The sequence below is a fragment of the Paenibacillus sp. FSL R7-0204 genome (assembly GCF_038002225.1).
In the GTDB taxonomy this organism is placed as follows: Bacteria; Bacillota; Bacilli; order Paenibacillales; family Paenibacillaceae; genus Paenibacillus_AQ.
Map to the genome: position 1 here is coordinate 6,738,862 of NZ_JBBOCA010000001.1, position 24,388 is coordinate 6,763,249.

Below are 24,388 nucleotides of genomic sequence, written 5' to 3' on the forward strand. Positions count from 1 at the left end.
TGTTGTTCTCTGATTTCCTTGATTGGACCGCTGATAGCGGGTGAAATCAGAGAACAAAGGCGGACGCTAACGCTCCTACAGCTCCAAATTTTCTCTCCGCTTCTCCAAACACCGTCCCTTGGTTTTTTAAGCAGATAAGGGCTCGCCTCGTGTACTCGGCTCGCCAAAACAACTAGTTACTTAACTGCTACACATCCATAGGTTTCTTGCGAATATACGAATTCATCGTCGTCTTCATCCACTGAAGGTCCTGGGCGTTAATGAGCAGCCGCGGAAGCTTAACCTTCAGGTTGTACCTGATATTGAGAATAATGAACAGGAACCGCAGCACAGCTGATGAGAGCATAGCCACCCCGGCTCCGAACAATCCGAACTTCGGCACCAGCAGGAAGAGCAGCGGAATCACCAGGATCAGGCCGACCCCCTGCAGGATGGATACGAACTTCGGCTTGCCCAGCGCCATGAACACCTGAGCCAGAATCAGCGTCCCGCCGCTGATGGTCACTTCCAGCAGCAGCAGGCGGAACACGGTAAGCGCGGTATTGAAATCCTTGCCGTAGAGCAGCGGGATGACAAAAGGCGCTACCAGCATCAGGAACACTGCGCCAAGCAGAGTACAGGTAGTACTGATCCGGAAAGCCTTGAAGGTAAGGGCGACCGCTTCGTCCTTCGACATCTCGGAGGCCTTCGGGAAGAGCACCACCGTGATCGAATTCGCGAAGAAGTTCACCATACGCGACAGGCTGACCGCTACCGCATAGAGCCCCAGATCTGCCGGTCTCAGTAATCCGGCAATGATGATCTGGTCTATGTATACCGAGAATTGTCCGAGCAGGTCGTTTCCGTAGGAGCCCAGACCATAGGTGAACAATCTTTTGAAATTAAGATAGGAATCCCGGAGCTTGACCTTGTAGGTCCGCAGCAGCAGGATGGTCATCCAGATGAATAGCGGAACCGACGGAACCAGATAGGCCAGTGCAGTTGTATAAGGATTCATGTAGCCGGTCAGGATCAGAATCCCGATGGCTCCCAGTGTCAGCAGCGGCACCAGGTACCGCATCCAGTTGAAGGTCTTGTAATCGCCTCTGAACTGGAAGGCCGCGTTGTTGATCTGCGACACCACAATCAGCGGGCAGAGAATCATCGACCACTGGGCGAAGACCACTACCTCATGACTGAAGGACCCCAGCCAATAAGGCAGCACCAGTATTCCAACTGTCATGGCGATGGTTCCAAACGTCAGTCCGATCAGCAGGGCGATCCGGTACAGTACCCCGGCTTCCTGCGGATTCTTCTTGGCGTTGTAGATCAGCGCCGAGGGAATGCCGAAGCTCATGCTGAAGGCGAGGAACTGCGACCAGTTCACCATCGCTGTCTGCTCCCCCCGGCCTGACGGGCCGAGATAACGGGCGGTCAGTACGCCGGTCAGCATATTGACCAGCAGGATCAGCACGCTGACGAACATCGTTTTGACAGCAGCCGAGCTATTGTCCTTACTCTTCGTGAATCTCCGAAAGGTGGACCATACCCGGTTAGCGGGTAGTGATTTGGCGCTTGACTGCTGCATGCGGTAGTCCCTTCTTTCTGCTTTGAGTGAGCTCCTTGGCGCTGAGGCCAAGTCCGATCAGCATCCAGATCAGATACCCCTTAAGACCGGGAAAGCCGTTATCCGATATCAGGCTGGCTACAGCTCCCATCCACGCCGCCAGCGCCAGTCTGGCGTAAGGCTGAAGTTCATTCCTGCGGGTGACTCTGGCGCCGATCTCCTTGATGACCGCGCCGAGTGCCCCGAAGAAGAACAATGCGCCGAGTACGCCGAAGGTCAGCAGCAGCGCGATGAAGCCGTTATCCATATTGCCGTATTCCCCCAGCTCTCCGCCGTTGCCAAGCTTGGTGCCCTGGCCTACACTGCCGATCCCCTGCCCCACCGGATTGCCTGCCACCATCGGCAGCATGTTGGTCCAGAGGCTGAGGCGTTCATTGTAGGAATGATCCTCCTGCACGGAGGTCAGGGTCTCCATCCGGGCCACCAGCCCCTCTGCTCCAGGGAGCTTCGGAACGATCCAGAACAGCGCGGCTGCCACGAAGGCGAGCTGGAGCAGCGTCTTCCATTTACCCTTGGAGGGAGAGGAAGCGATGTAGACCAGCAGCATCACCAGCAGGACCAGCCATGCGGAGCGGACGAGCGTAGTCAGCAGGCAGACCACTACGAGCAGAACACCGAGCCACCGCAGGGTACCCTGCCATCTTTTCTCCAGAATCATCGGTACCAGAGCGAAGACCAGGAAGGTTGCTGCCGGACCCGGAGAGTTCAGGGTCGAGAAGACCCGGATCTCCAGCGGATAGGGAGTCCCGATAGAGATCATATCGGCATTCCGCATCCAGAAGGCGTCCCAGGGAGGAACGGTCAGATACTGCACGATCCCGTAGATCGCAACCAGCACGGCAATGTTGGCAAAAGCGTACAGCAGCCGGTCGATATCCTTCGGCTTAAACGGCGTGACCGCAAAGAAAGGAATCAGCAGCAGCGGTACGATGTAATTCGCCAGATCGTATACCGAGCCGATGCCATTCTTCGCCAGACCGATCAATGCGCCGTAGGCCAGTGCGACGGAGAACAACAGCATGATCCGGGTAGAGGACTTGCGAATCCGGTGAATTTCCCGCAGCACCGGAATAGCTAAGGTCGCTCCGGTCAGCAGCGGGGCCAGACTGAGCAGGGAGACGGAGTGATACACGCCTTCGTACCAGTCTGCAATCCGCCGCAGCTCCGGGGCAACCGCCCAGATCAGCAGCGTGTACGGGATGAGCATCCGTGTATTCAGCAGGGCCAGCAGCAAGGCCGGAAAGAGGATGCCTGCCAGAATGATGCCCTGCAGGCTATTCGACGCGCTCAGGTTCGCACTGGCGAAGCCGATCGCCAGCGGCAGGGCCAGTGCCGCAGCGCAGATCAAGGTCATCATTACAACCGACTTCACGGCTTGTGCCGATGGAAGATTCAGACTATTCTCATCTCTGCTTAGCATCTTCATTCCCTGCCTCCCGTCTTTCGCCGCTTTCTTCAATCCGTACTGCTGTTCTTCACCTTGCCCCGTTTACGCATCTCCTTGAGCAGCAGCACCAGGAACTGGGCATCGTCGACAAGGTATCTTTTCCATAACCGGCCCGGCTCCTGGCTAAGTCTCCATAGCCACTCCATGCCGGTTCGCTGCATGAAATCCGGTGCCCGCTTCACAGAGCCGGACAGGAAGTCGAAGGTTGCACCTACGCCGATGGAGACCGGCGCCTGATAGGAGGTATAGTGACGGTAGATCCACTTCTCCTGCTTCGGTGCGCCTACCCCTACGAACACGATATCGGGCTGGCTCTCGGTCAGCAGCCGGATAATATGCCGGTTCTCTTCTTCGTTGTGCTCGAAGCCGTAGGAGGGAGAGTAACAGCCCACTACGTTAATGCCCGGGAAGGCGGCCTTCAGATTCTTCGTAGCCTGCTCCGCCACACCCTCGGCAGCACCGAGGAAGAACAACCGGTATTGTCTTTGCTCGAACGCATTGCCCAGGCGGCTGAACAGGTCAGCGCCGGACACCTTTTGCTTCAGCGGCTTACCTAGCATCTTGGACGCCCAGATCAGCGGCATCCCGTCCGCAACTACGGCACCTGCTTCGGAGTACACTTCCCGGAACTCTTTGTCCTTGCGCAGCTTGATCACATGATCGACATTGCAGGTCAGGATGTAAGACTGGTTCCTCTCCTGGATGGTTCTGTCGATATAATCCAGCAGGTCCATGAAATCATAGTTATCGAAATTGACATCGAACATGTTCACTTGGTTCATCGTATCACTTCTTTTTGTGGGGAATCGGCCAGCTGTGAAGATCGGTACAGGCAGTTCAGGTACCAACAGAACGGAATGATGAATTGGACCGTCGACAGCGTGTTATCCGTGAATGAATAGATCAGAAATGCTGCAATAAAGAGCAGATAGTAAGGTTTGACCGCCGGTAAAAGAACTCTGTATACCATAAGAAACACAGCGAGCAAGGACAGCAGCAGCAGGATGGCACCGAAGTATCCCCCATCGTAATAAAAGCGGATATATTCGTTATGCGGAACCACGAACCCTCCGTAGAGCGTTCCGTCATTGGCCACCGTTACGGCTCCGAGCCCCCGTCCAGCCAATGGGGAATCCGCCGCCTTGTTCAGGAAGTACTCCCAGGCCTCCGCCCGTCCGGACAAGTCGATTCCCGTTTCGGTTGTCCGTTCAAAGGAGCGCTTCTTGATGTTGTCCAGCTGCATGTATACTGCCGCGGTAATGACCAGCATCGAGCACAGCAGCGGGATCAGGAATTTCTTCTTGCCCTTCAGAAAAGCGCGGGAGATGTCATAGAAGTAATAGAGCACCATCAGCACCAGGGCGAGAATCGGCCCGCGCGTGCCTGTAATGACCAGAATGAAGAAATTCAGTCCCAGCATGATGTAATTGAACCGGATATACTGCGGACTGCGCTTAATCTCGATGAACGCGATCGCTACTCCCATGAAGGCCAGCATCGCCAGGTGAGGCGGAATGTTCGCCCCCTGCACCCGAACCGCGCCTGTGAACTCAACGGCTACCAGTGAATGTATATTCGCAGCTTGCAGCACCACGCCTATCAGCATGCTGACCAGCGGCAGCAGGGTAATGATCCGGATCTGCTTCTCGGCAACCTCCTTCTTCCAGTTGATCAGCAGAAGCACGAAGGGCAGAGACAATCCGATGAAGGCTTTGACCGCAATCGATGTGCTCATCTCCGGCAGCCAGATGGAGAAGCTGAAGGTGAGCAGAATCAGGGCCAGCATCGCCCATAAGGGAGGGCTGAGCTTGAACCTGAGGCCATTGACCAGGATACACGGCACCAGCAGCATCAGAATAACCAGCTTGTAAAGCGACAGGATCTCAATACCAAACATACTCCCGCTGTACAAGAAGTTAATCGAGACCGCCGTGGTCAGCAGAACGAAATAGCTGATCAGCTCAGGGCGTGATAGGGAGGCAACCAGCAGCAGAATGAAGAATACGGCCGCTACTGCGATGACCGGCTGGAAGATGACGGCTGTTCCGAGGAACAGTGCAGTTACGAGATAGAGCATTCCGTATGGCAGACTATTGATTTTGGTGCCCCACTCAAAATGGGTCATCGCGCGTCCTCCCCTCACCCCGCTGCGGATTCCCTCTTCCGGTTAAGAATCATATGGAGAGTTCCGCGAATACTCTCCAGCCGGCATTTATTCAGCAGCTTCCTTCCCTTACTGCGGGATAGAATCGAATCTGCCAGGATGTAGATCACTTTGGCGCCCGTCTTGCCCAGGAGCAGCAGATGCCCTTTCATTCCTTCACTCTTCATAGCGTTCGATATGCCTTGGCTGTAATACCGCTTCATGATCCAGTCCTCCGTCAGCCGGTTCGCCGGAACGAAATGATCCACGGCCATCTCGGGATGATATAGAATCGAATGCCCTTCCTGCTGCAGCTGGCCGAACAGCCAGGTCTCTTCACCCGATAGCAGCGAATCGCCCTTGCGGCCCAGCTCCAGCGGGAACAGGCTGATATCGAACACCGGCTTGCGCATCGCCATGTTGGCACCGCAAGGGTGAAGCCGCTTCGGGTACTCTTTGATCCGGCTCCCCAGATCGACAATTGTATAGGGAAGCTCGAACGGCTTGATCAGCCAATCCGGACGCTTGCTCTCGAAGATCGGAGCAATCTTACCGCCCATCGCCATCACCTCCGGCTTATCCGCAAAGGTGTTCACAATGGTTGTAATCCAGGTCCGGCAAGGGATCGCATCATCATCCAGGAAAGCGATGAGCTGCGATTTGGAAGCCAGAATTCCTGTATTCCGGGCTGCAGACAGCCCTTGAACCGGCTCCAGCAGATAACGGATATCCATATCGGCACCATAGGTCTCGATGAACCCCTTAATGGCGGCCGCCGTATCATCCGTGGACTGGTTATCCACGACGATGATTTCGGCCTGGTGCAAATTCTCCAGCGGCAGCAGCGAATGAAGAGTCTTCACCAGCAGCGCCGACCGGTTATAGGTGCATATGATAATGGAAATCTCAGGTACAGTTCCGTGTACGAACATCGGCATCACCTAATTTCCATATTTTTAATAAGCATTTTTGGAACCGAGCAGCATCAGGCCGGTCTTGACGATAATCTTCAGATCGAGCATCGTGCTGCGCATGTGGATATACGTGAGATCCAGCTGAACCATCTCGTCGAAGCCGACGCTGTTTCTGGCGTTCACCTGCCAGTAGCCAGTGCAGCCGGGAGTTACCATCAGCCGCTGCTTATCGTATTCCGTATACTGCTCCACCTCTTCAACGAGCGGAGGACGGGGACCCACCAGACTCATATGCCCCATCAGCACGTTCCAGAGCTGCGGCAGTTCATCAATACTGGTCTTGCGCATGAATCTTCCAATCCGCGTAATGCGGGGATCATTCTTGATCTTGAACATCGCGCCGCTTACTTCGTTATAGGCCATGAGACTCTCCTTCAGCTCCTCGGCATTAGAGACCATGGATCTGAACTTGTACATGGGGAACAGCTTCTCGTCCTTGCCAACCCGCATTTGGCGGAAGAACACCTTGCCCTTCGGATCTTCCAGCTTAATCAGGACAGCCACCACTGCGAAGAGCGGGAGCAGGAACAGCAGCCCCAGGGCAGAGAACAAGATGTCGATGATCCGCTTCATGACCAGATAGGATTCCATTCCCTTGCTTTCTTCACCCGAATGCAGCATGTAAAGTTTCGGCAGGACGGCCTCATAGTCTTCCGGCAGTTTTTGCATGCTCATCTCTCCTCATTTTTCGTAAAGGTTTATGCAGCCTTACTTTTTGACTCCGGCTTGTGTCGCTCGCTTTCAGTGAACCGTCTCAGCTGCTGAGCGTGGTCTGTCCCGCTTTATTCAGCCATTCCGCCATAGCATCCATGACCTGATAACGCAGGTCCTCGCTCTCCAGTGCAAATTCCAGTGTGGTCAAAATATAACCCAGCCGTTCGCCGACATCATATCTGGTACCGTCGAAGTTATAAGCGTAGACACGTTCGCTCTGGTTCAGCTTCTGAATGGCATCCGTCAGCTGAATCTCACCGCCCGCGCCCTTCTCCTGAAGATCAAGATACTTGAAGATCTTAGGGGTAAAGACATAGCGGCCCATGATTGCCAGATTGGAAGGCGCTGTTCCAAGCGGAGGCTTCTCTACGAAATTGTTCACCCGGTAGAGCTTCCCGTCCTGCATATCCGGCTCGATAATCCCGTAGCGGTTCGTGAATTCATCCGGGATGACCTGTACCCCGATCACCGAGTTCTGGGTCTCCTCATACTGGTCGATCAGCTGCTTCAGGCAAGGGACCTGTCCGGTTACAATATCATCGCCGAGCATAACGCCGAACGGCTCATCGCCGATGAACCGTCTGGCACACCATACGGCATGGCCGAGACCCTTGGGTTCCTTTTGCCGGATGTAGTGAATTTCCACCTTGGAGGACCGCTGCACCTCTTTGAGCAGTTCCAGCTTACCGTCCTCCAGCAGCCGCGATTCAAGCTCAAAGGCGTTGTCGAAATGATCCTCGATCGCCCGCTTTCCCTTACCGGTTACAATGATGATGTCTTCAATCCCGGAGGCAATGGCCTCCTCCACGATATACTGGATCGTCGGTTTGTTGATAATAGGCAGCATTTCCTTGGGCATTGCCTTGGTCGCCGGAAGGAAACGTGTGCCTAACCCGGCCGCCGGGATAATTACCTTTTTTACCTTTTTCATCACACATACCTCCCAATAGTTTCGTTCACATTGCTGCTGTCGTGTTCTACTTGGTCTGGTTCATTGCTATTCCGAGAATCCTTACACCTGTCTGTTCCATGAGACCCTTCAGCTTGCGGAGCGCTTCGCGCTTCGTCCGGCCGTGTCTGGCGACAATGACCACTCCGTCCGAGAGCGGAGCCAGAATCCGTGCATCGCTGTAATCGACCGCCTGCGGCGAATCCAGCAGAATCAGATCGAAGCTTGCCTTCAGCTCTGTAAGCAGCCCGGACATCTTCTCGCTGCCGAGCAGATCCGGCGGACTGACCGTACTCACTCCGGCAGGGATGACCGCAAGATTCGCCAAGCTGCCGTATACCAGAACGTCCTTGGCTTCCTCGTAGCCGCTTAAGTAAGCTGCCAGCCCTTGGCTGCCTTCCACATCGAAGACGCTATGCAGGCCGGGCTTCCGCAGGTTACAATCCACCACCGCCACCTTCTTGCCGTCCTGTACGAAGGATACAGCCAGATTGGAGAGAATGGTGGTCTTGCCTTCGCCGCTCTCTGCTGAAGTGAAGAGCAGCACCTGACCGCCTGGCCCCTTCAGTAAGCCGAGCTGGCGGATATACGTGCGCAGTGAGCGGAAGGATTCGGAGACATGCGATGACGGGTTTATGTCCGCGATTAGACTTCTATTCAGCCGTAACATATTTGCCCTCCCCTACTCTTGCCTTATCTTTATTCGTGGTGCCGAAATCGCGTTTGCGGATGGCCGGAATACTGGCAATAACCGGAAGGCCAAGCTCGAATTCCGCTTCCTTCTCGTTTCTCAGCGTACCGTTCAGCGTCTCCATCAGCAGGATAATCCCGACCGCCGCCATCAGTGACACCACGAAGCTAATCAGAAGATTCATGGTCACCCCGCCGTTGACCGGCAGAGGCTGGGCTGCAGGATCAGCCGGAGTCAGGAATGTTACATTATCCAGGTTCATCAGTGCCGGCAGGCTGCGGATGAAGGTCTGCGAAACCGCGTTTACAATCGTAGCTGCGGTGCCGTAATCCTTATCCTCCACGGTCAGATTAATCACCTGGCTTTTCTCCGAGGATTTGATCTGCAGCTTGGCAGCCAGTTGGCCCGCCGTCAGACCGAACTCGGGGTGCTCCGCGATCACACTCTTCATAATGGTCGGCGACTTCATGATTTCCTTATAGCTCTCGATGAGGTTAAGACTGAAGTTCAGTGCGTTGAGATTATTGCTCTCGGGGACATTCACAACGTTGTTGACCAGTAGCTGTCCAGAGGCGGAGTAGACGGGTGCAACGAAGTTTTTACTGACGTAGAAGGTGGTGGCGCAGGAGATCAGTACAAATACCATGATTAACCATAATTTTTTCTTTATCAGGTTAATGTAATCCAGAATCGTCTTTTCCACAGTAACCCTCCTTCCGCTTGTGTTCGTTTTGAAAGCAATCATGAAAGTTTCAGATGTCTTGCTTTTATTCTAACAATGCGCAGGATTTATCACATGCCCCCTAGCATCACTTTACACTTCACTTTCGAGTAACTGTGTTTGGTCCGCCAGAGGGGGTGGATGGTATACTATAGTACCATATCTATGGAAAATGCTAACACCCCCGGTGACACAACATCACCTAACCGGGGGAAGGATGCTGGTGCACCTTCGTGTCAGCACTCCGCGCCAGCCCATTGTGTACTGTTTTTCACATACATTCGGCCCGTGTACCTCACAGCCGCCCATTGTGTTCGGTTTGATTTCCCGGAACGCAAAAAAACACGGACAGTATTGTCCGTGCTCCGTTCCCCCCAACGTTTGGGCGGAAATCTTTAATCGTATGACATCTCATATTTGGTAAGTCCGACAGCATTAGCGTATAAGGCCGCCTGTGTCCGGTCCGCCACCTGAAGCTTCGCCAGAATCTGGCTGACATGCTTCTTGACAGTGAATTCGCTGATGAACAGGCGTGAGGCAATCTCACGGTTGCAGGCCCCCTGTCCCAGCTCGATCAGAACTTCCTTCTCTTTGGGTGTAAGCTCATCGGTCGGACTGTTTCCGCTCATCCGCATCTTGTCTTCCATCAGCCCGGGATCGTAATACTTCCTGCCCTTATGAACCAGTTGAATTGCGAACAGCAATTCCTCAGGCAGAGCCTCCTTCAATACATAACCGTCTACCAGCACTTCCTCCGCCTTCAGGAAATCTTCCCGGCTGGCTGAGGACGTTAGCAGGATGAACTTGCATGAGAATCCGCGCACGCGTGCTTCCTTGATAATATCCAGGCCCGATTCATCGGCAAGCTTCAGATCAATCAGCACAAGATCAGGCTGTATCTCCTCAATCACGAGAAGAGCTTCTTGGCCATTCGTTGCTTCGCCGGCAAACTGCAGATTGGACTGCATCGATATCACAGATGCCAATCCTCTTCTCACCAAAGGGTGATCATCAACAATGACGATTTTCACTTGAACGACCTCCTGCCTAAAGTTTATGCATTTTTCAGTTCAGCCACACCGACAGGTATAGAGATTAAAATTCTGGTTCCAGCGTTCTCACTGCTGCTTAACTGGAAATCGCCTCCAAGGGACTGTGCCAGATATTGCATATTCTTCATTCCCAGTCCGCCTGAGTGATCCTCGGATTCAGCCCAGATCAGATCGGCATCGAAACCGACGCCATCGTCGACAATTGATAGTCTAATCCATTTCGGCTTAAGCGACAGTTCTACATCCACCCGGCTGGCAGCGCCATGTCTTATAGCGTTGCCGGTCGCTTCGGAGATAATCCGGAAGAGCGCCTTGTGGTAAGGATAAGGGAGACTGAAATCATCCCCCGTTATTTTCAGTTCAATCTCAACATCGTTAAGCCGGGAGAGGCTCTTCAGATGCGAGCGCACCATCCCAAGCCAGCTCGGGCCGCCGCTCTTCTTGGAGCTGAGGCTGTAGATAGTAATCCGCAGCTCCTTGGCCACCTTGGTGGCTGAATCATGGATAAGCTCAATCTGCTCCTCCAGCTCCCGCTCAGACATTTTACGCCAAGTCTGCTTCAGGGAATGGGTCGCATAGACGATGCCGAAAAGACTCTGGGATACACTATCGTGCATCTCATCGGCTATCCGGTTCTGCTCGTTCGTGATGATCAGCCGATTCTCGATCACGCCCAGCTCGTGGCGCTCAAGAATAATCGCACTCAGCTCCGACAAGAACATCAGCTGCTGGATGTACCATCTGCGGCCCTCCAGCCCTTCCGACGCTTCCAGCTTCACTCCGATCATCCCCACGAACCGGGTGCTCATTCTTACCGGCATCAGCAGGAAGTCGCCGATTCCCGGCATACTCTTGAATACCGGTTCACGCTGCAGCTTCCATTCATGCTCATGCTTCTCCAGCTCCATGAACAGAAAGCGCTCCTCCTCATGCTGCCATCCTGTCTGGCGGCTCTGCGGAGCAGGCTCCCCGCTTTTTTTGGCGAACCAGAACAGAGCCTTCTCCAGCTTGGTAAGCTTGACCACATAGTCGGTAATGACTTGGCCAATATTCATGAAGTCATGCTGGCTTGATGTTTCCACGATGTGATAAAGCGATTTGATATGCTCCATGGTATCGTTGGTCCGCGCGTTCGCTTCCTCCCGCTGCCGCTTTATCCCCTTAAGCATCTGCATAACTATAACCGCGAGAGCCAGGGCTAGAAACAGGTTATCATTGGCAAGCATTATTTCAGCAACCGCAGGATCGGGAGAACCGGAATCCATATAGCCCGATGCTGCCACCATGGCAATATAGCCCACGATCAGACTCCAGGCAAAATAAAAAGAGAGCGCGCCCGCCGCAAACAGCACCGGATTAAGTACATATAGCTTAAAAGGACTATCGTATCCTCCAGTAAATAACATCAACACCGCAATGAGTGCCGTCTCCATACTGATCATTAGCATGAGAGGACGGGCTCTTGCATGGAACCTCCGGTAATAGTACGGGAATAGTTGGGCAAATAAGAATAGCACGATGATTAGTAGGGATTTGTATATTACGGAAGGTCCCGCAGGAACCATGAGGTACATAAACGATGTGAGGGACAAAGAAAAGATTCTAAAAAAGGCGATAGTACGATCTTCTGCTGTTAATTTAATGTTCATCCCACCACCCTATTCTCCAGTTTGTGGAAAATTCGAGTTTATTCTAAGCTATGTTTAAAAGCATCATACATGAGAAAAATCACAATAACAAGTTTCGATTTCTAATGATAGCGTTTACTTTGAAAATAAAATGGGTATAATTATTCTTTTTTCATGAAAAATTAACCAACCCTATCCATCTTCTCAAATGATAGCGTATACAATATTATCCAATTCCGCTCCGGGCATGACAAAGAGCCTCTCCCTCCAGGGACAGGCTCTTCAAAAGACGGGATCTCTTCAGTTATCCGGTGAGTTCACCCGGCACAGTCTATTCAGTCGATGCTGGAACTGCCTGCTCCAGCTTGGCCTCATTACATATACAAATTTGATAGCGCTGTTCGCCAACGATATGATACCCGGTGGACAGAATACGCAAGGTATGATTAGGTCCTACCACCTTATGGAGACTGCGGCAACTGATGCAGTAATACTCTCTCAATAGTCTCATCTCCGGCATAGTCTAGAAGAACTATTCTAGAACTGCTAATATTATCTAGAGCATAGCACTGTTTTTTTCTGTATGTCAACAAAAATCTGCAAAATACGACATTATCCCAAGCTCACTTTGAGGAAATAAGTAGAAATATGTCGTTTTTTTTAGTCATATATGATTGCGGCAGGTCTGCGGAGAGAGGCCCATATATTTTTTGAATAGCCTTGAAAAATAAAAACTATCCTTATAATGAAGCATTCCCGCTATCTCCTGCACCTGCAGCGAGGTACTCAGCAGCAAATGCTTGGCCTCAGCCATCTTCAGCCGGTGGATATATTCATGCAGGGGGTACCCGCTGCTCCGCCGCACGGTACGACGGAGTGTAGACATGGAGAGGTGCAGGTCTTCGGCTATGCGCGGCAGATCCGGCTTCTCATAGATACAGGCATTTAGCGCCTCCCGGATCAGCGGCATAGCTTCCTGCTGCCACGGGCGGCGGCTGCCCTGGAGCTGCAGCGAGCATTCCAGCAGCATCTCCTCCAGCAGCAGCGCAGCGCGGTCCGCATCACCGGGAACATCCCCAGTCATATACGCCAGAACCTCTTCAAAAGACGCTTCCAGCCCTTCCGCCTTATCCCCCCGGGTTACCTCTCCACCCGCAATCATTCCGGCTTCCAGCCATTCTGTAACACGGCTTCCGCTGAAATTAATATAGTATTCATCCCAATACCCGCCAGGCGGCGGTCCGAAGCTATAGCTGCAGCCGGGTCTGAAAAAAAACAGGCTTCCCTCGCGGACCTGCTGCTCTGCTCCTCCGTTCTCCGTATAAGTTCCGCCTCCTGCGACTATATATACAAGGGCCCAGTGTTCAAAGGTGACCCCCGAACGAAACAGCGTTCTTCCCGGCAGATGGCCGGCTTGCCCGACACGTATCGATTTCAGACGCAGCCTGGCGGCCTCCACCTTCGGATCAATAATTCTTACTGGATACGGGCTGATCATATAATCCATGAGCTTGGGCATACACTGCATTCCTCCATGTGTTCAGGAGTGATATGTTGATAATGAAGATGATCATATTCTACATGAATAAGAGGTGTCCACGCTATGTCTGATGTTGTTCACTTACAGCTTTTTCCCCGGCCGCAAAAGATCACGGTATCTGCAGGACAGTTCCACCTATCTTCCCGGGGCAGCATTGTGCTGGCCGGTGAGGGCCAGTTGTCCGCCCTTCCTGCAGCCCGCAGGCTTCAAAAGACCGCTTCCGAGGTGGTCCGTCTCAATCTGCCTCTGTCCATAGGGCAGCGGTCTGCCACAGTTCCGGGTTGTACTTTCCGCTATAACGCCCTGCTTGCAGAAGGAGCCTACGAGCTGCACATTAACGAAAAAGGTCTACTTGCCGCTTACGGTTCTCCGCAAGGCGCTTATTATGCAGCAGCAACGCTGAAGCAGCTCCTGCAGCAATGCGGCCGGACACTGCCTTATCTTCATATCTGCGATCAGCCTGATTTCGCGGCCAGAGGACTGATGCTTGATATCAGCCGCAACAAAATCCCCACGCTGGATACCCTGTACCGGATCATTGATCTCATGGCTGACCTCAAGCTGAATCAGCTGCAGCTATATATAGAAGGAGCTCCTTTTGCTTATGAGTCCTTCCCGCAGGTATGGGAGCTGGAAACTCCGCTCACCGGCGATGAAATTCTGCTGCTGGATGTCTATTGCCGCGAGCGGTACATTGAGCTGGTGCCCAATCAAAATAGCTTCGGCCATATGGAGGGATGGTTGACCCGGCCGGAGTTCAACCACCTGGCAGAGATTCCCGCAGGCTTCATGCTCCCGGATCATATGTATGATAGCGATTTATACCCGGAAGGATTGTTCATGCATCCCGGCACCTTCCATACGGAAGACCCAGAGGTACTGCAGCTTCTGGGCACGATGTACGATGACCTCCTTCCCTACTTCAGCTCGGAGATGTTCAATGTCGGTTGCGATGAGACCTATGAACTGGGACTTGGCGCAAGTCAGGCGCTGGCGGAGTCTTCCGGCAAAGGCGAGCTATACCTCTCCTTCCTGCAGAAGATTCACGGGCTGGTCAAGCAGCGCGGCAAAACCATGCAATTCTGGGGCGATATCATCATCCAGCATCCCGAGCTGATCCCACGGCTGCCGAAGGATATCATCGCCATGGAGTGGGGGTACAGCGCGGCGCATCCGTTTGAAGCGGATACCCGCAAATTCAAGGAAGCTGGCATCCCGTTCTATGTCTGTCCGGGAACCAGCTCCTGGAACTCGCTCACCGGGCGAACTGACAACATGCTCGCCAATCTGCGCAGTGCTGCGGTACATGGCAAGAGAAACGGCGCCATCGGCTACCTGATTACCGACTGGGGCGATTTCGGCCATTGGCAGCATCTGCCGGTCAGCTATGCCGGATTCGCCTACGGGGCAGCGTTAGCCTGGAATGTAGAGGGGAATCTGGAGGCGGATGTGGCGCATTATCTGAACACGGCGATCTTCCAAGACCGCTCGGGAACCATCGGGCAATTGCTGCTTGATCTGGGCAACTACTATAAGCTGGAGTCGGGCACGGTCCGCCCTAATGATACAGAGATGTCCATGCTGCTGCGCAGCCATCTGGAGCATGTGCAGTTGGCTGTGAAACTGCCTCTAGAGCAGCTTGACCAGCTGGAGCAATACATTCTTGACCTCGAAGCCAGGCTGGAGCAGCCGGTTCTGGAATGCAGCGATGCCGGGCTGGTCATAGAAGAGGTGCGTAGCGGTATCCACTTCGTGAAGCATGCCGTGCAGCTTACCCGGCTCAAGCACCAGCTCGCGTCAGCCGATCCGAAGCTTGAGGCAGCGCAGGTTCAGGTGCTGATCCATGAGCTGGATCTGCTGCTGCACCAGTACCGCCAGCTATGGACCCGGCGCAACCGGCCGGGCGGCCTGGAGCGCAGTGTCTCGAAGCTGGTGCGTCTGCGCGGGGAATACACCGCACTTGCCGCCAAGCTGGACGCAGCGGCAGTTCGGTAGACTACATTACGGAAGAATATAATAGAACATACAAAAGAAACCTCTCCTTTGAAATGGTGTGTGGATACTCCATTTCACCAAAGGGTGGTTTCTTTTTGTGATTTAGAAAGATTTTGAAGAATCTTTTTGCGCTTAAACAGCGGAGCGAACGGAACGACCCGCGTAAAAGCGGCAGCGTTAGCCCAATGTATGCTGTTTTCCGCATACATTCAGCCTTGAGGCGGTGAAATCAGGTATACTCCTGCTCCACCCGGTGATCCTGCGCCGCATCAGCAATAAAGTTAGGATTGAAATAGGACCATTGCAGGATTATAATATGATCAAATAACCACTTTTTACCTAATATTTTAAATAAAATACATAATTGACAGGAGATAAGTCTATGGATTGGCTTCATGCTTATGAGGACGAGCTCCGTGTGGTCTTTGAGGAGAACCGCAGGGTGATCTCTGCGTTTCCAGAGCCGCTTAACGCCCGCGGCCTGTCGTATCTCAATCAGTTCAACGTGTTCCACCCGGACAGCCACAAGAATTACATCTGTTACCTGCTGCCCTTCTGGCTCCAGGACCCTTGTGGCCTGAGTCCTGAACTGGCCCGCAGGATGTCCGCCGGCAACATCTTCCTCATGCTCTACTTCTTCCTCCAGGATGATCTGATGGATAGCCCGGAGGCCTCGGCTGCACAAGCGCTGCCGCTTGCCAATCTGCTCTATGTGGAGTTTCTGGCTACCTACCTTCCGCTGTTCCCGGCGGACTCTCCCTTCTGGCCCTGCTTCAGCCGTTACATCAGCGAGTGGGCAGACAGCGTAAGCGGTGAAGCCGGCAGCGATTACTTCCTGAATGACCGCATCCGCATCTCCCATAAGGCCAGCCCGCTTAAGCTCAGCAGTACGGCCGCGCTGCTACTCTCCGGTCAGTCCTCCTCTATTCCCGAGGCCGAAGAAATGATCCACACTGTGCTGTTGACCCTGCAGATGCTTGACGACTACGAAGATTGGGAGCAGGATCTGGAGGACAACAGCTATAACTGCCTGTTGTCACTCGTCCGCTCCAGTACCGGAATGGACGCAGGAGAACCGCTGACCGAAACAGCAGTGAAGGACTTCATATATGTAGCAGGCGGACTTACGGGATATGCAGCAACGGCCCAAGCCAACCATCTGATGCTGGAGGAGACAAGCTTACAGCTGCCCTTGCTGGTATCCTTCCATCTCGTGCTCGTGCAGAACCTGCAGCAGATCGCCGCGGCCATTGAAGCACAGAAGCAATTGCTGCTGGGCGGAGGGCTTGATTACTGGCTATCTTCGCACTCGAATCTCTCATAATTTATGCAAATAGCAATAGAATTATAGAATGGCCTATGCTATACTAAAAAGGCAATTATAACCATTTTGAAAGGGTGATTGTATTGTCAGTAGGAGTTCTTAAGAATCAGGTGATTCAGAAGGCGTGGGAAGATCCGGCTTTCAAACAAAGACTGCTTGCAGATCCGAAGGCAGCGCTCCAGGAAGCGCTGGGCATCAACCTTCCTGACAACATTACACTGAAGACCGTAGAGGAAGGCTCGAATGAATTCTACCTGGTCATTCCCCCAAGCCCTTCTTCTGATGTAATGAAGACACGTATCACCCCAATGGGGACCTGGTAGCATATTCAAGTCAACCTATTATCGGGAGTCGGAATCGTCCGGCCCTTCTGCACGCGGCAGAAGGGTGATGGACTCGGTTCCGGCTCCTTTTTTGCTCATAAAACGGATTTCGCCCTCCATCGCTTCAATAATACGGAAGGTAACCATCAGCCCGAGCCCCGTGCCCTTCGTCTTATTGGAAGAGAAATACGGCTCGCCCAGACGGCTAAGCACAGCCGGTTCCATGCCTGCCCCGTTATCCTTAATATGAATATGCACCTTATCCCCCCGGCTGTAGGCCAGCAGATGAATCGTGCCTTCCTCCCCCAGGGATTCAATGCTGTTCTTGATGATATTAATCATCGCCTGCTTGAACTTCGAGGAATTCCCTTTGACCCGCAGGCCTTCTTCCACCTCCAGAATCATTTTGCCCCCGTTCAAATGGCATAAAGGCAGCAGGATGCTCTGGATATGCATGAACTCTTCATTTACATAGAGCAGGGAGACCTGTTCAAATTCCGGCTTGGCAAAGGTCAGAAAATCAGTAATAATACTCGCCGCCCGATCCAGCTCGCTTAGCGCCATGGACAGGTATTTCTGCTCATCCCCGCTCGACTTCTCACTGAGCAGCTGGAGGAACCCCCGGGTCACCTGGAGCGGGTTACGCACCTCATGGGCTACCGATGCTGCCAGCTCGCTGATAATCTCCATTTTCTCCGAACGCTGTAATTCGTTGTTGAACAGCTCCAGCTCCTGCGAATACTTCACCACTTGGCTGTGGTTCTGCGCCAGCCGCCGCCCCAGAATCACTATCAGCGAGAGAATGAACACAACCAGCGCCCATTTCCAGTAGAAGAGATCATAATTCCCGCGTCTGAAATAATACCACAGCAGCTCCAAAATCCCGGTAAGGGCAGCCGTACCGAAGCCGCATGCGAAGATGATCGCATCCTTGTTGCGCTTCAGGGAGAACACAATTACGCAGCCGATCAGCAGAATGAATTGAAGAATCATAATAATGCCGACAATGTTGGTGGAGATGAAGTAGTAGAATTTCAGATACCGGCCCCCGGAGAGTGCATTTATAATGAGGAGGACACAGCAGAATAAGGAATAGGCCATCTGGAATTTGCGGAACCTGCGGATGATGCCGTATTTGCCCGCGCCGAATATTTTCTCAAACAGAAAGGTCAGTGCGGGTAACAGGGACAACAACGCCACATCGAACAAAAATACACTGAGCCCGCCCAAATAGCTATAGAAGGTATACGTGAAGGAAGAGTAGGTTACAGATAACACACCGGTAGAGGCAATGACAATGGACAGCGAAGCTGCTACGGGGAAATACTCCTTGTTCAGGAAAAATGCGCATACAAACAGCACCGCCGCCACGAAGATAAAAGCGCCGCCCAGAATCACATCTATAAGTCCGTTTTTGATATAGTCCTTGATTAGAAGACTGTGCTCACCGAGCATCACCTGCTCTTTGATTCCGATCCGGTCCTGGAGCGTCTGCGTCCAGATATAGAGCGTCTTTCCGTTATCCCGCATATCCAGAGGCACAAGCAAGGAATAATTATCCATAATGAAGCCGCGGTCTCCTTCAAAAACCAGCCGGTCCTCCACATACACCTTCACATGCAGCGCATAAATCGTCTGAATATAGACGGAGGGGGACACGTAATGATAGGAGGGCAAAGTAATCTTGGTCCAGGCGGAGGATACCCCGGTAGGCTTGCGCGGCATCTCCGCCTTCGCCTCCACATCGATCCACCCCTGGTCATCCTTTACAGGAGCCTGGAGTCCGCCATCATCCGGCCCCTCCTGCCACTTCATCTGCCAATGTCTGATCTCACTGGCGGGGGAGGGGCTTTGCGCGGACACCAGGAGACTTCCGCAGGCTAGGCAAAGCAGAAACAATACTAACGCTGTATGTAAACTTTTGACCATCAAAGACATGCAAGCACCTCAGAGGAAAGTTTTAGAAGCAAAGTTCTGTAGTGTTAATATTTCGCCCCTTGCTCTGCCCATCCCTTCAAAAAAACGGAATAAACAAAAAAAATTTCTAATTCATACTGGAGGCCGGCAATTTAATAAGCACCTCAGTTCCTTCGCCCTTGCGGCTGTGGAACTCAATCGTGCCGTTCATCGCTTCAATAATACGGAAGGTGACCATGAGGCCGAGCCCCGTCCCCTTGGTCTTATTCGAGTAATACGGCTCGCCCAGACGGGCCAGTTCGCTAACCTTCATTCCCACGCCGTTATCCTTCACGCTGATGATTACCCAGTTGCCTGTCCTCCAGGCTGTTACGACAATCTCCCCCTCCTCCTGCAGTGATTCAATGCTGTTCTTGATCAGATTAATGAAGGCCTGCTTGAATTTGGCCGGGCTGCCCGTCACTTGAAGCTCCTGCTGCAGACGCAGCTCTATCGAACCGCCCTGCAGATTAGCCAGCGGCAGCAGGATTCCCGACACATGCTTCAGCTCCCCCGAGACTTCGAATACATCCACGATATCCACGCCCGGCTTCGCAAAGGTAAGGAAATCGGTAATGATCACCGAGGCCCGGTCCAGCTCTCCCACAGCCATCTTCAGATACTCCTTCTCCTTGTTGCCGGAGCGCTCCCCCAGAATCTGCAGGAACCCGCGTGTGACCTGGAGCGGATTACGCACCTCATGGGCTACCGAGGCGGCCAGCTCACTGATAATCTCCATTTTCTCCGAACGCTGCAGCTCATTATTGAACTTCTCCAGCTCCCTGGCGTATTCCAGCGCCTTCTCATGGCTTCCCGCAAACCGTTTCCCCAGAATAGCAATCAGGGAAAGAATGAATACCACCATGCCCCATTTCCACCAGTACAGATGATACCTCTCCATTGAAATGAAGTAACGCAGCAGCTCCGCTACGGAGACCAAGGCAAATACTGAGAAGCCGCCAGTGAACAGAATGGCATCTGAATTGCCCCTGCGGGCATAAGAAAACGCCAAGAACAGCAGGTAGATAAGCTGGGCCATCATTAGTACACCGGTTGCGTTAATAGTCAGAATAGAATACAGCGCATCCAGCCGGAAGGACACCGCGGCATTCAGAATAAGCGCTGCGGTACAGAACAGAGAATAGGCCAGCTGAAATTTACGCACCCGGGTAGTGAATCCCCGCTTGCCCGGTCCGAATAGCTGCTCAAAATAAAGCGTGAACGCCGGCATAATGGTGAACAGGGCCAAATCGAAGCTGATCTGCCTCAGACGATCCCCCCGACTTAGAATCAGGGTCAGAAACGGGGAGTACGTCAGCAGCAGCACTCCAAAGGACAGGATGACAAGGGCCAGAAAGAAACCGCTGTAGAAAAATTCGGGCTTAAGGAACAGCAGGCAGATCAATAACGCTCCGGCCATGAAGATCATGGCGGCTCCGAGTACAACGTCCACCAGATCCTGCTTCACATAAAAGGACAGCAGCTGATTATAGCTGCCAACCCTTATGTCCCCCTCGATTCCAAACTCCCCGCTGCCTGCATTCCACAGATAGAGCGGCTTTGCACTGTCTTGTGCCGGGAGCGGAATCAGCACCTTGTTGCCGCTATATTCCACATCCCCGCTGGAATCGTAGATTAGCCGGTTGTCTATATATGCTTTCAGGTTGTCGCCAAATACTCTATCGATCAGAATAGCGGGAGCTGCTCCCGCAGGGGGCAAGGTAATCCGCATCCAGGCGGAAGCGGTACCAGGTGGCGAAAGGGGTCTGGCCTCCCTGGCCCGTACCCATGTCCATCCGGCGGCTGGCCCTGCCATTACAGCTTCTATGCCGCTATTCCCGGCCGTTTCCCACTTCAGCTCCCAGGCCGGAATTTCCGCTTCGGTATGTGTATCCCATTCTATGGCGATCCCCGCCGGAATGATGGTTATTACAAGCAGCAGCATAATAAAGACTGCGGCTGTTTTGGTTGATGCTAACTTCATTGTGGCACCTCAGTGAATCCTTAGTTGTATTTATATAGTCCATATGATTCTTATTTTCGACAACGTTTGCACAATACCTGCCATCAGACTGCAAATAACCTCGAAACGGCCCGTTTAATCCATCTATTCCGGTTATTCTGCCGGAGAAATGACTATATTAATCAGACGGCCAACCTGGATGCCGGACAGATTCGCCGCCGCTTAAAAGGGTATAGTTTACTATAAGATGAAGTAGACCTACAACAAGGGAAAAGGGAGCTGATTGACGATGGGTAATGAATTCAATAAGACGGAAGCCGACTTTGCATATGAGCGCTATACCAAAATGGGCGGTGTCTCCCCGGAGCAGGATATCCCGCTGGAAGAATTGCGCCCGCTTGGCACGATTACTGAGCCAAGCCCCAGTGAGGAAACCGCTGGCGCCGGGAACCGCCCGCTGGAATCTGCACTGGCTAGTCATGACCCTGCTCACTTCACACCGATCGATTTCGACGGTGTAGTGGATGACGGCTCTGATCCGGCGCTTGAGAGCGATCCTATTCTTGCAGCCGATATCGGCCTGAATGTGCCGGACGCCGGGCTTGGTCCGCGCGCAGACCGTCCCGCTCCTGCTTCCGCCACCCCCGGTCCGCAGCGGGATGAGCTGCTGGAGTCGGATGCTATATACACGGCCGGCGCAGCCGGATTGACCGGCAGCGTCATTGATTATGCGGATACGGAGGAAGAGGGGACAGGAGAAGCGGAGGAAGCCGCTCCGCTGGAGGATGTCCCGGATGCGGATGAGCTGGTTCCCGGAAGCAGCGTTGACCCGGTCTCCCCGGACCCTGATGCCATGCCCGGTACCGATGTGCTGAATGGCTCTAACGGTGACGAGTAGATACGGCTAAGCGTCCCTGAAGGAGCGTACACCCACGCTCCAGGTTCATATTGACTTTTGGAGACAATCGGCTTACGATAGTTTCATTCAATTGCGGCGATGGAGTTCGCCATAACCGCCCTTCGGGGCTAATGACTCCTACCAGTGGTTAACTACGCTGGTAGGAGTCTGTTTTGATTTCAGGGTAGTATTGATCTCGGGTCGGGAGGCATTAGCCATAATGAAGAGGACGTATGAACGGTGGGCAGAGCTTGCAGCGCGCCAGAGCCAGCTTGCGCTCTGGAGTACATTCGTGAAATGGGTGATCCTGGGGGGAATGGTCGGGCTGCTGGCAGGAAGTGCCTCGGCCTTGTTCCTGGCCAGTCTGAACGCAGTCACCCAGATAAGGCTGGAGCATGCCTGGCTGCTGTTCCTGCTTCCGGCGGGAGGCGCGCTCGTCAGTGGAATGTATATGCGTTACGGCAAGAGCAGCAGCAAGGGTAATAATCTGATTCTGGAGCAGATCCGCCAGGGCAACGAAGCGATTCCGCTGCGCATGGCACCGCTGGTCCTTGGCGGGACGCTGATTACCCATCTCTTCGGCGGGTCAGCCGGACGCGAAGGCACGGCTGTGCAGATGGGCGGCAGTCTGGCAGACAGCCTCGGCCGCTGGCTCAGAATCAGTCCGCTGGACCGCCGAATCCTGCTGATGTGTGGCATCAGCGGCGGCTTCGGCTCCATCTTCGGCACCCCGCTGGCCGGTACGGTATTCGGCCTGGAGGTAATCGCCATCGGACTGATCAGCCATAAGGCGCTGCTGCCCTGTTTTGCCGCCAGCTTCACCGGCGATCTGGTAGCCTCCCGCTTGTGGGGCGTTCACCATATCCACTATCAGGTGGATCTCTTCCCCGCTATGGATGCACTGGTGCTGGTCAAGGTTATATTCGCCTCCATCCTCTTCGGCCTGTGCAGCCTGCTGTTCAGTGAGCTTACCCATTATCTGAAGCGGACCTTCACCGCCATTATCCGTAATCCTATGCTCAAAAGCGCCGCCGGCGGGCTGATCATTATCGCCCTGGTCTACATAGCCGGTTCCCGGGACTATCTGGGGCTGGGCCTTCCGCTGATCAGCAGCTCCTTCGAAGACGGCGTATCGCCTTTCGCTTTTCTATGGAAGCTGATCTTCACCGCGTTCACTCTGGGGACCGGCTTCCAGGGCGGCGAAGTAACGCCGCTATTCGCGATTGGAGCTTCCCTGGGGAGCAGCCTGGCCGGAGTGCTTCATCTATATGGGCCTTTTCTGGCTTCACTTGGCTTCATCGCTGTCTTCTGCGGAGCAACCAATACACCGCTCGCCTGCTTCATAATGGGCATCGAGCTGTTCGGCTCCGGCGGAGCGGTCTATATGTTCATCGCCTGCGTCATCAGCTATCTATTCTCCGGGCACAGCGGAATCTACAGTTCCCAGCTCATCGGTATCTCCAAAAGCGCCTTACTGCCGGTTCCCGAAGGAACGACACTCGCTTCCGCCAAGGAGCAGCCCGCACCAAAGTAACGGAATCCGGCAGGTCGCAGAAGCAGGCTTTGCCAGAAGCAGGACAAAGAAGGTATGATACAGAGGTGAATGCACCAGATTATTCAAAAGGAGAGATACTGAAGTGAAGTCTATCACAAGAAAACCCGTCATCCTGCTTGCGGTGATGTGCCTGATGCTCGTCATTCTGGCGGGCTGCGGCAACAAGCCAGTGAATAATAATGCCGCCGGTAATGGTAACAGCAGTACCGGGGCAGGCAGTGAGGCCACAGCAGCACCGCAGGAGAGCACCGCTGCTACAGAAGGCGTGCCTTCAGCCACAGCCAGTCATCCGGTGGTTACGATTGAGATGGATAACGGTGCTGTAATTAAGGCTGAGCTGTACCCCGAGGTTGCCCCCAATACGGTCAACAACTTCATTTCATTGATCAATAAGGGCTTCTACGACGGAACCATCTTCCACAGGGTCATTCCAGGCTTCATGATCCAGGGCGGGGACCCGGATGGCACAGGAATGGGCGGACCGGACTACAGCATTGCCGGAGAATTCAATAATAACGGCTTCACCAATAATCTGTTGCATACAGAAGGCGTGCTGTCCATGGCAAGAAGCCAGGATATGAACTCTGCCGGCTCCCAGTTCTTCATTATGGCCGCAGCTTATCCAAGCCTTGACGGCGATTACGCTGCCTTTGGCAAGGTTACTGAAGGACTCGAAGCGGTCCAGGCCATCGTCAGTCTGCCGCGTGGCAAGAATGACCGTCCGGATCAGCCGCCGGTAATGAAGAAGGTCACCGTTGATACCCTTGGCGTTACTTATCCCGAGCCGCAGAAAGCTCAATAAACAACCTGCAAGCCGGCCTCGCTTCAAGAATCTACACAGAAGAGCCATTCCCCATTACCGGAGGATGGCTCTTCTTCGCATCTTGCGTATACTCGAAGCATGCAGCT

General features: G+C 53.4%; 20 protein-coding genes and 1 riboswitch. Of the genes, 6 read left to right on the plus strand and 14 right to left on the minus strand.

Annotated features, from left to right (window positions below):
* Window positions 1-187: 187 nt before the first annotated feature.
* The 12 genes from MKX42_RS29140 to MKX42_RS29195 all read right to left on the minus strand — a co-directional run bounded on the left by MKX42_RS29140 (window position 188) and on the right by MKX42_RS29195 (window position 13,444).
* Window positions 188-1,567, minus strand: a complete 1,380-nt coding sequence (locus MKX42_RS29140; RefSeq protein WP_076157063.1) for an oligosaccharide flippase family protein — start codon at window positions 1,565-1,567, stop codon at window positions 188-190.
* Complete coding sequence (locus MKX42_RS29145; protein ID WP_340757880.1) at window positions 1,533-2,963, minus strand: O-antigen ligase family protein; 1,431 nt, start codon at window positions 2,961-2,963, stop codon at window positions 1,533-1,535. The genes MKX42_RS29140 and MKX42_RS29145 overlap by 35 nt, the downstream gene beginning before the upstream one ends.
* 98 nt (window positions 2,964-3,061) lie before the next feature.
* Window positions 3,062-3,835 (minus strand): WecB/TagA/CpsF family glycosyltransferase, encoded by a 774-nt coding sequence (locus MKX42_RS29150; RefSeq protein WP_036693609.1) that lies wholly within the window; start codon window positions 3,833-3,835, stop codon window positions 3,062-3,064.
* On the minus strand, window positions 3,832-5,178 hold the full coding sequence (locus tag MKX42_RS29155; protein WP_340756618.1) for an O-antigen ligase family protein: 1,347 nt from the start codon (window positions 5,176-5,178) through the stop codon (window positions 3,832-3,834). Before MKX42_RS29155 ends, MKX42_RS29150 begins: the two co-directional genes overlap by 4 nt.
* A 14-nt stretch (window positions 5,179-5,192) precedes the next feature.
* Window positions 5,193-6,128, minus strand: coding sequence for a glycosyltransferase (locus tag MKX42_RS29160; RefSeq protein ID WP_340756619.1), 936 nt, complete (start codon window positions 6,126-6,128; stop codon window positions 5,193-5,195).
* A 24-nt stretch (window positions 6,129-6,152) separates the two neighbouring features.
* Window positions 6,153-6,845, minus strand: a complete 693-nt coding sequence (locus MKX42_RS29165; RefSeq protein ID WP_036693606.1) for a sugar transferase — start codon at window positions 6,843-6,845, stop codon at window positions 6,153-6,155.
* 79 nt (window positions 6,846-6,924) lie between these two features.
* Complete coding sequence (gene galU, locus MKX42_RS29170) at window positions 6,925-7,815, minus strand: UTP--glucose-1-phosphate uridylyltransferase GalU (protein WP_340756620.1); 891 nt, start codon at window positions 7,813-7,815, stop codon at window positions 6,925-6,927.
* Window positions 7,816-7,861: 46 nt separating this feature from the next.
* Window positions 7,862-8,503 (minus strand): CpsD/CapB family tyrosine-protein kinase, encoded by a 642-nt coding sequence (locus MKX42_RS29175; RefSeq protein WP_340756622.1) that lies wholly within the window; start codon window positions 8,501-8,503, stop codon window positions 7,862-7,864.
* Window positions 8,487-9,227, minus strand: a complete 741-nt coding sequence (locus tag MKX42_RS29180; RefSeq protein WP_340756624.1) for a YveK family protein — start codon at window positions 9,225-9,227, stop codon at window positions 8,487-8,489. The genes MKX42_RS29175 and MKX42_RS29180 overlap by 17 nt, the downstream gene beginning before the upstream one ends.
* Before the next feature lie 413 nt (window positions 9,228-9,640).
* Entirely contained in the window at window positions 9,641-10,276 is a 636-nt protein-coding gene (locus MKX42_RS29185) for a response regulator (protein WP_173136668.1), read from the minus strand.
* A 23-nt stretch (window positions 10,277-10,299) separates the two neighbouring features.
* Window positions 10,300-11,745, minus strand: a complete 1,446-nt coding sequence (locus tag MKX42_RS29190; protein WP_340756626.1) for a sensor histidine kinase — start codon at window positions 11,743-11,745, stop codon at window positions 10,300-10,302.
* Window positions 11,746-12,589: 844 nt separating this feature from the next.
* Window positions 12,590-13,444, minus strand: a complete 855-nt coding sequence (locus MKX42_RS29195; RefSeq protein ID WP_340756628.1) for an AraC family transcriptional regulator — start codon at window positions 13,442-13,444, stop codon at window positions 12,590-12,592.
* A gap of 84 nt (window positions 13,445-13,528) precedes the next feature.
* Between MKX42_RS29195 and MKX42_RS29200 the strand changes: the two genes are divergently transcribed.
* The 3 genes from MKX42_RS29200 to MKX42_RS29210 all read left to right on the plus strand — a co-directional run bounded on the left by MKX42_RS29200 (window position 13,529) and on the right by MKX42_RS29210 (window position 17,107).
* Window positions 13,529-15,460, plus strand: a complete 1,932-nt coding sequence (locus tag MKX42_RS29200; RefSeq protein WP_340756629.1) for a beta-N-acetylhexosaminidase — start codon at window positions 13,529-13,531, stop codon at window positions 15,458-15,460.
* Between the two features lie 382 nt (window positions 15,461-15,842).
* Window positions 15,843-16,784, plus strand: coding sequence for a hypothetical protein (locus tag MKX42_RS29205; RefSeq protein ID WP_340756630.1), 942 nt, complete (start codon window positions 15,843-15,845; stop codon window positions 16,782-16,784).
* 74 nt (window positions 16,785-16,858) lie between these two features.
* Complete coding sequence (locus MKX42_RS29210; protein ID WP_372238068.1) at window positions 16,859-17,107, plus strand: NHLP leader peptide family RiPP precursor; 249 nt, start codon at window positions 16,859-16,861, stop codon at window positions 17,105-17,107.
* A gap of 18 nt (window positions 17,108-17,125) precedes the next feature.
* On the opposite strand, the gene MKX42_RS29215 is transcribed toward MKX42_RS29210, so the two are convergent.
* Window positions 17,126-18,970, minus strand: coding sequence for an ATP-binding protein (locus MKX42_RS29215; RefSeq protein WP_340756632.1), 1,845 nt, complete (start codon window positions 18,968-18,970; stop codon window positions 17,126-17,128).
* 181 nt (window positions 18,971-19,151) lie between these two features.
* The gene (locus MKX42_RS29220) at window positions 19,152-21,047 is read right to left on the minus strand and encodes an ATP-binding protein (RefSeq protein ID WP_340756633.1); all 1,896 of its coding nucleotides are present in this window, start codon (window positions 21,045-21,047) and stop codon (window positions 19,152-19,154) included.
* A gap of 268 nt (window positions 21,048-21,315) precedes the next feature.
* On the opposite strand from MKX42_RS29220, the gene MKX42_RS29225 reads away from it, so the two are divergent.
* The 3 genes from MKX42_RS29225 (at window position 21,316) to MKX42_RS29235 (ending at window position 24,281) form a co-directional block, all read left to right on the plus strand.
* A complete protein-coding gene (locus MKX42_RS29225) occupies window positions 21,316-21,924 on the plus strand; it encodes a hypothetical protein (RefSeq protein ID WP_340756635.1) in 609 nt (202 codons plus the stop codon).
* A gap of 86 nt (window positions 21,925-22,010) precedes the next feature.
* A riboswitch (Fluoride riboswitch) is annotated at window positions 22,011-22,072 on the plus strand.
* Window positions 22,073-22,144: 72 nt separating this feature from the next.
* On the plus strand, window positions 22,145-23,458 hold the full coding sequence (locus MKX42_RS29230) for a voltage-gated chloride channel family protein (RefSeq protein WP_340756637.1): 1,314 nt from the start codon (window positions 22,145-22,147) through the stop codon (window positions 23,456-23,458).
* Between the two features lie 145 nt (window positions 23,459-23,603).
* On the plus strand, window positions 23,604-24,281 hold the full coding sequence (locus MKX42_RS29235) for a peptidylprolyl isomerase (protein ID WP_340757882.1): 678 nt from the start codon (window positions 23,604-23,606) through the stop codon (window positions 24,279-24,281).
* Window positions 24,282-24,388 lie beyond the last annotated feature (107 nt).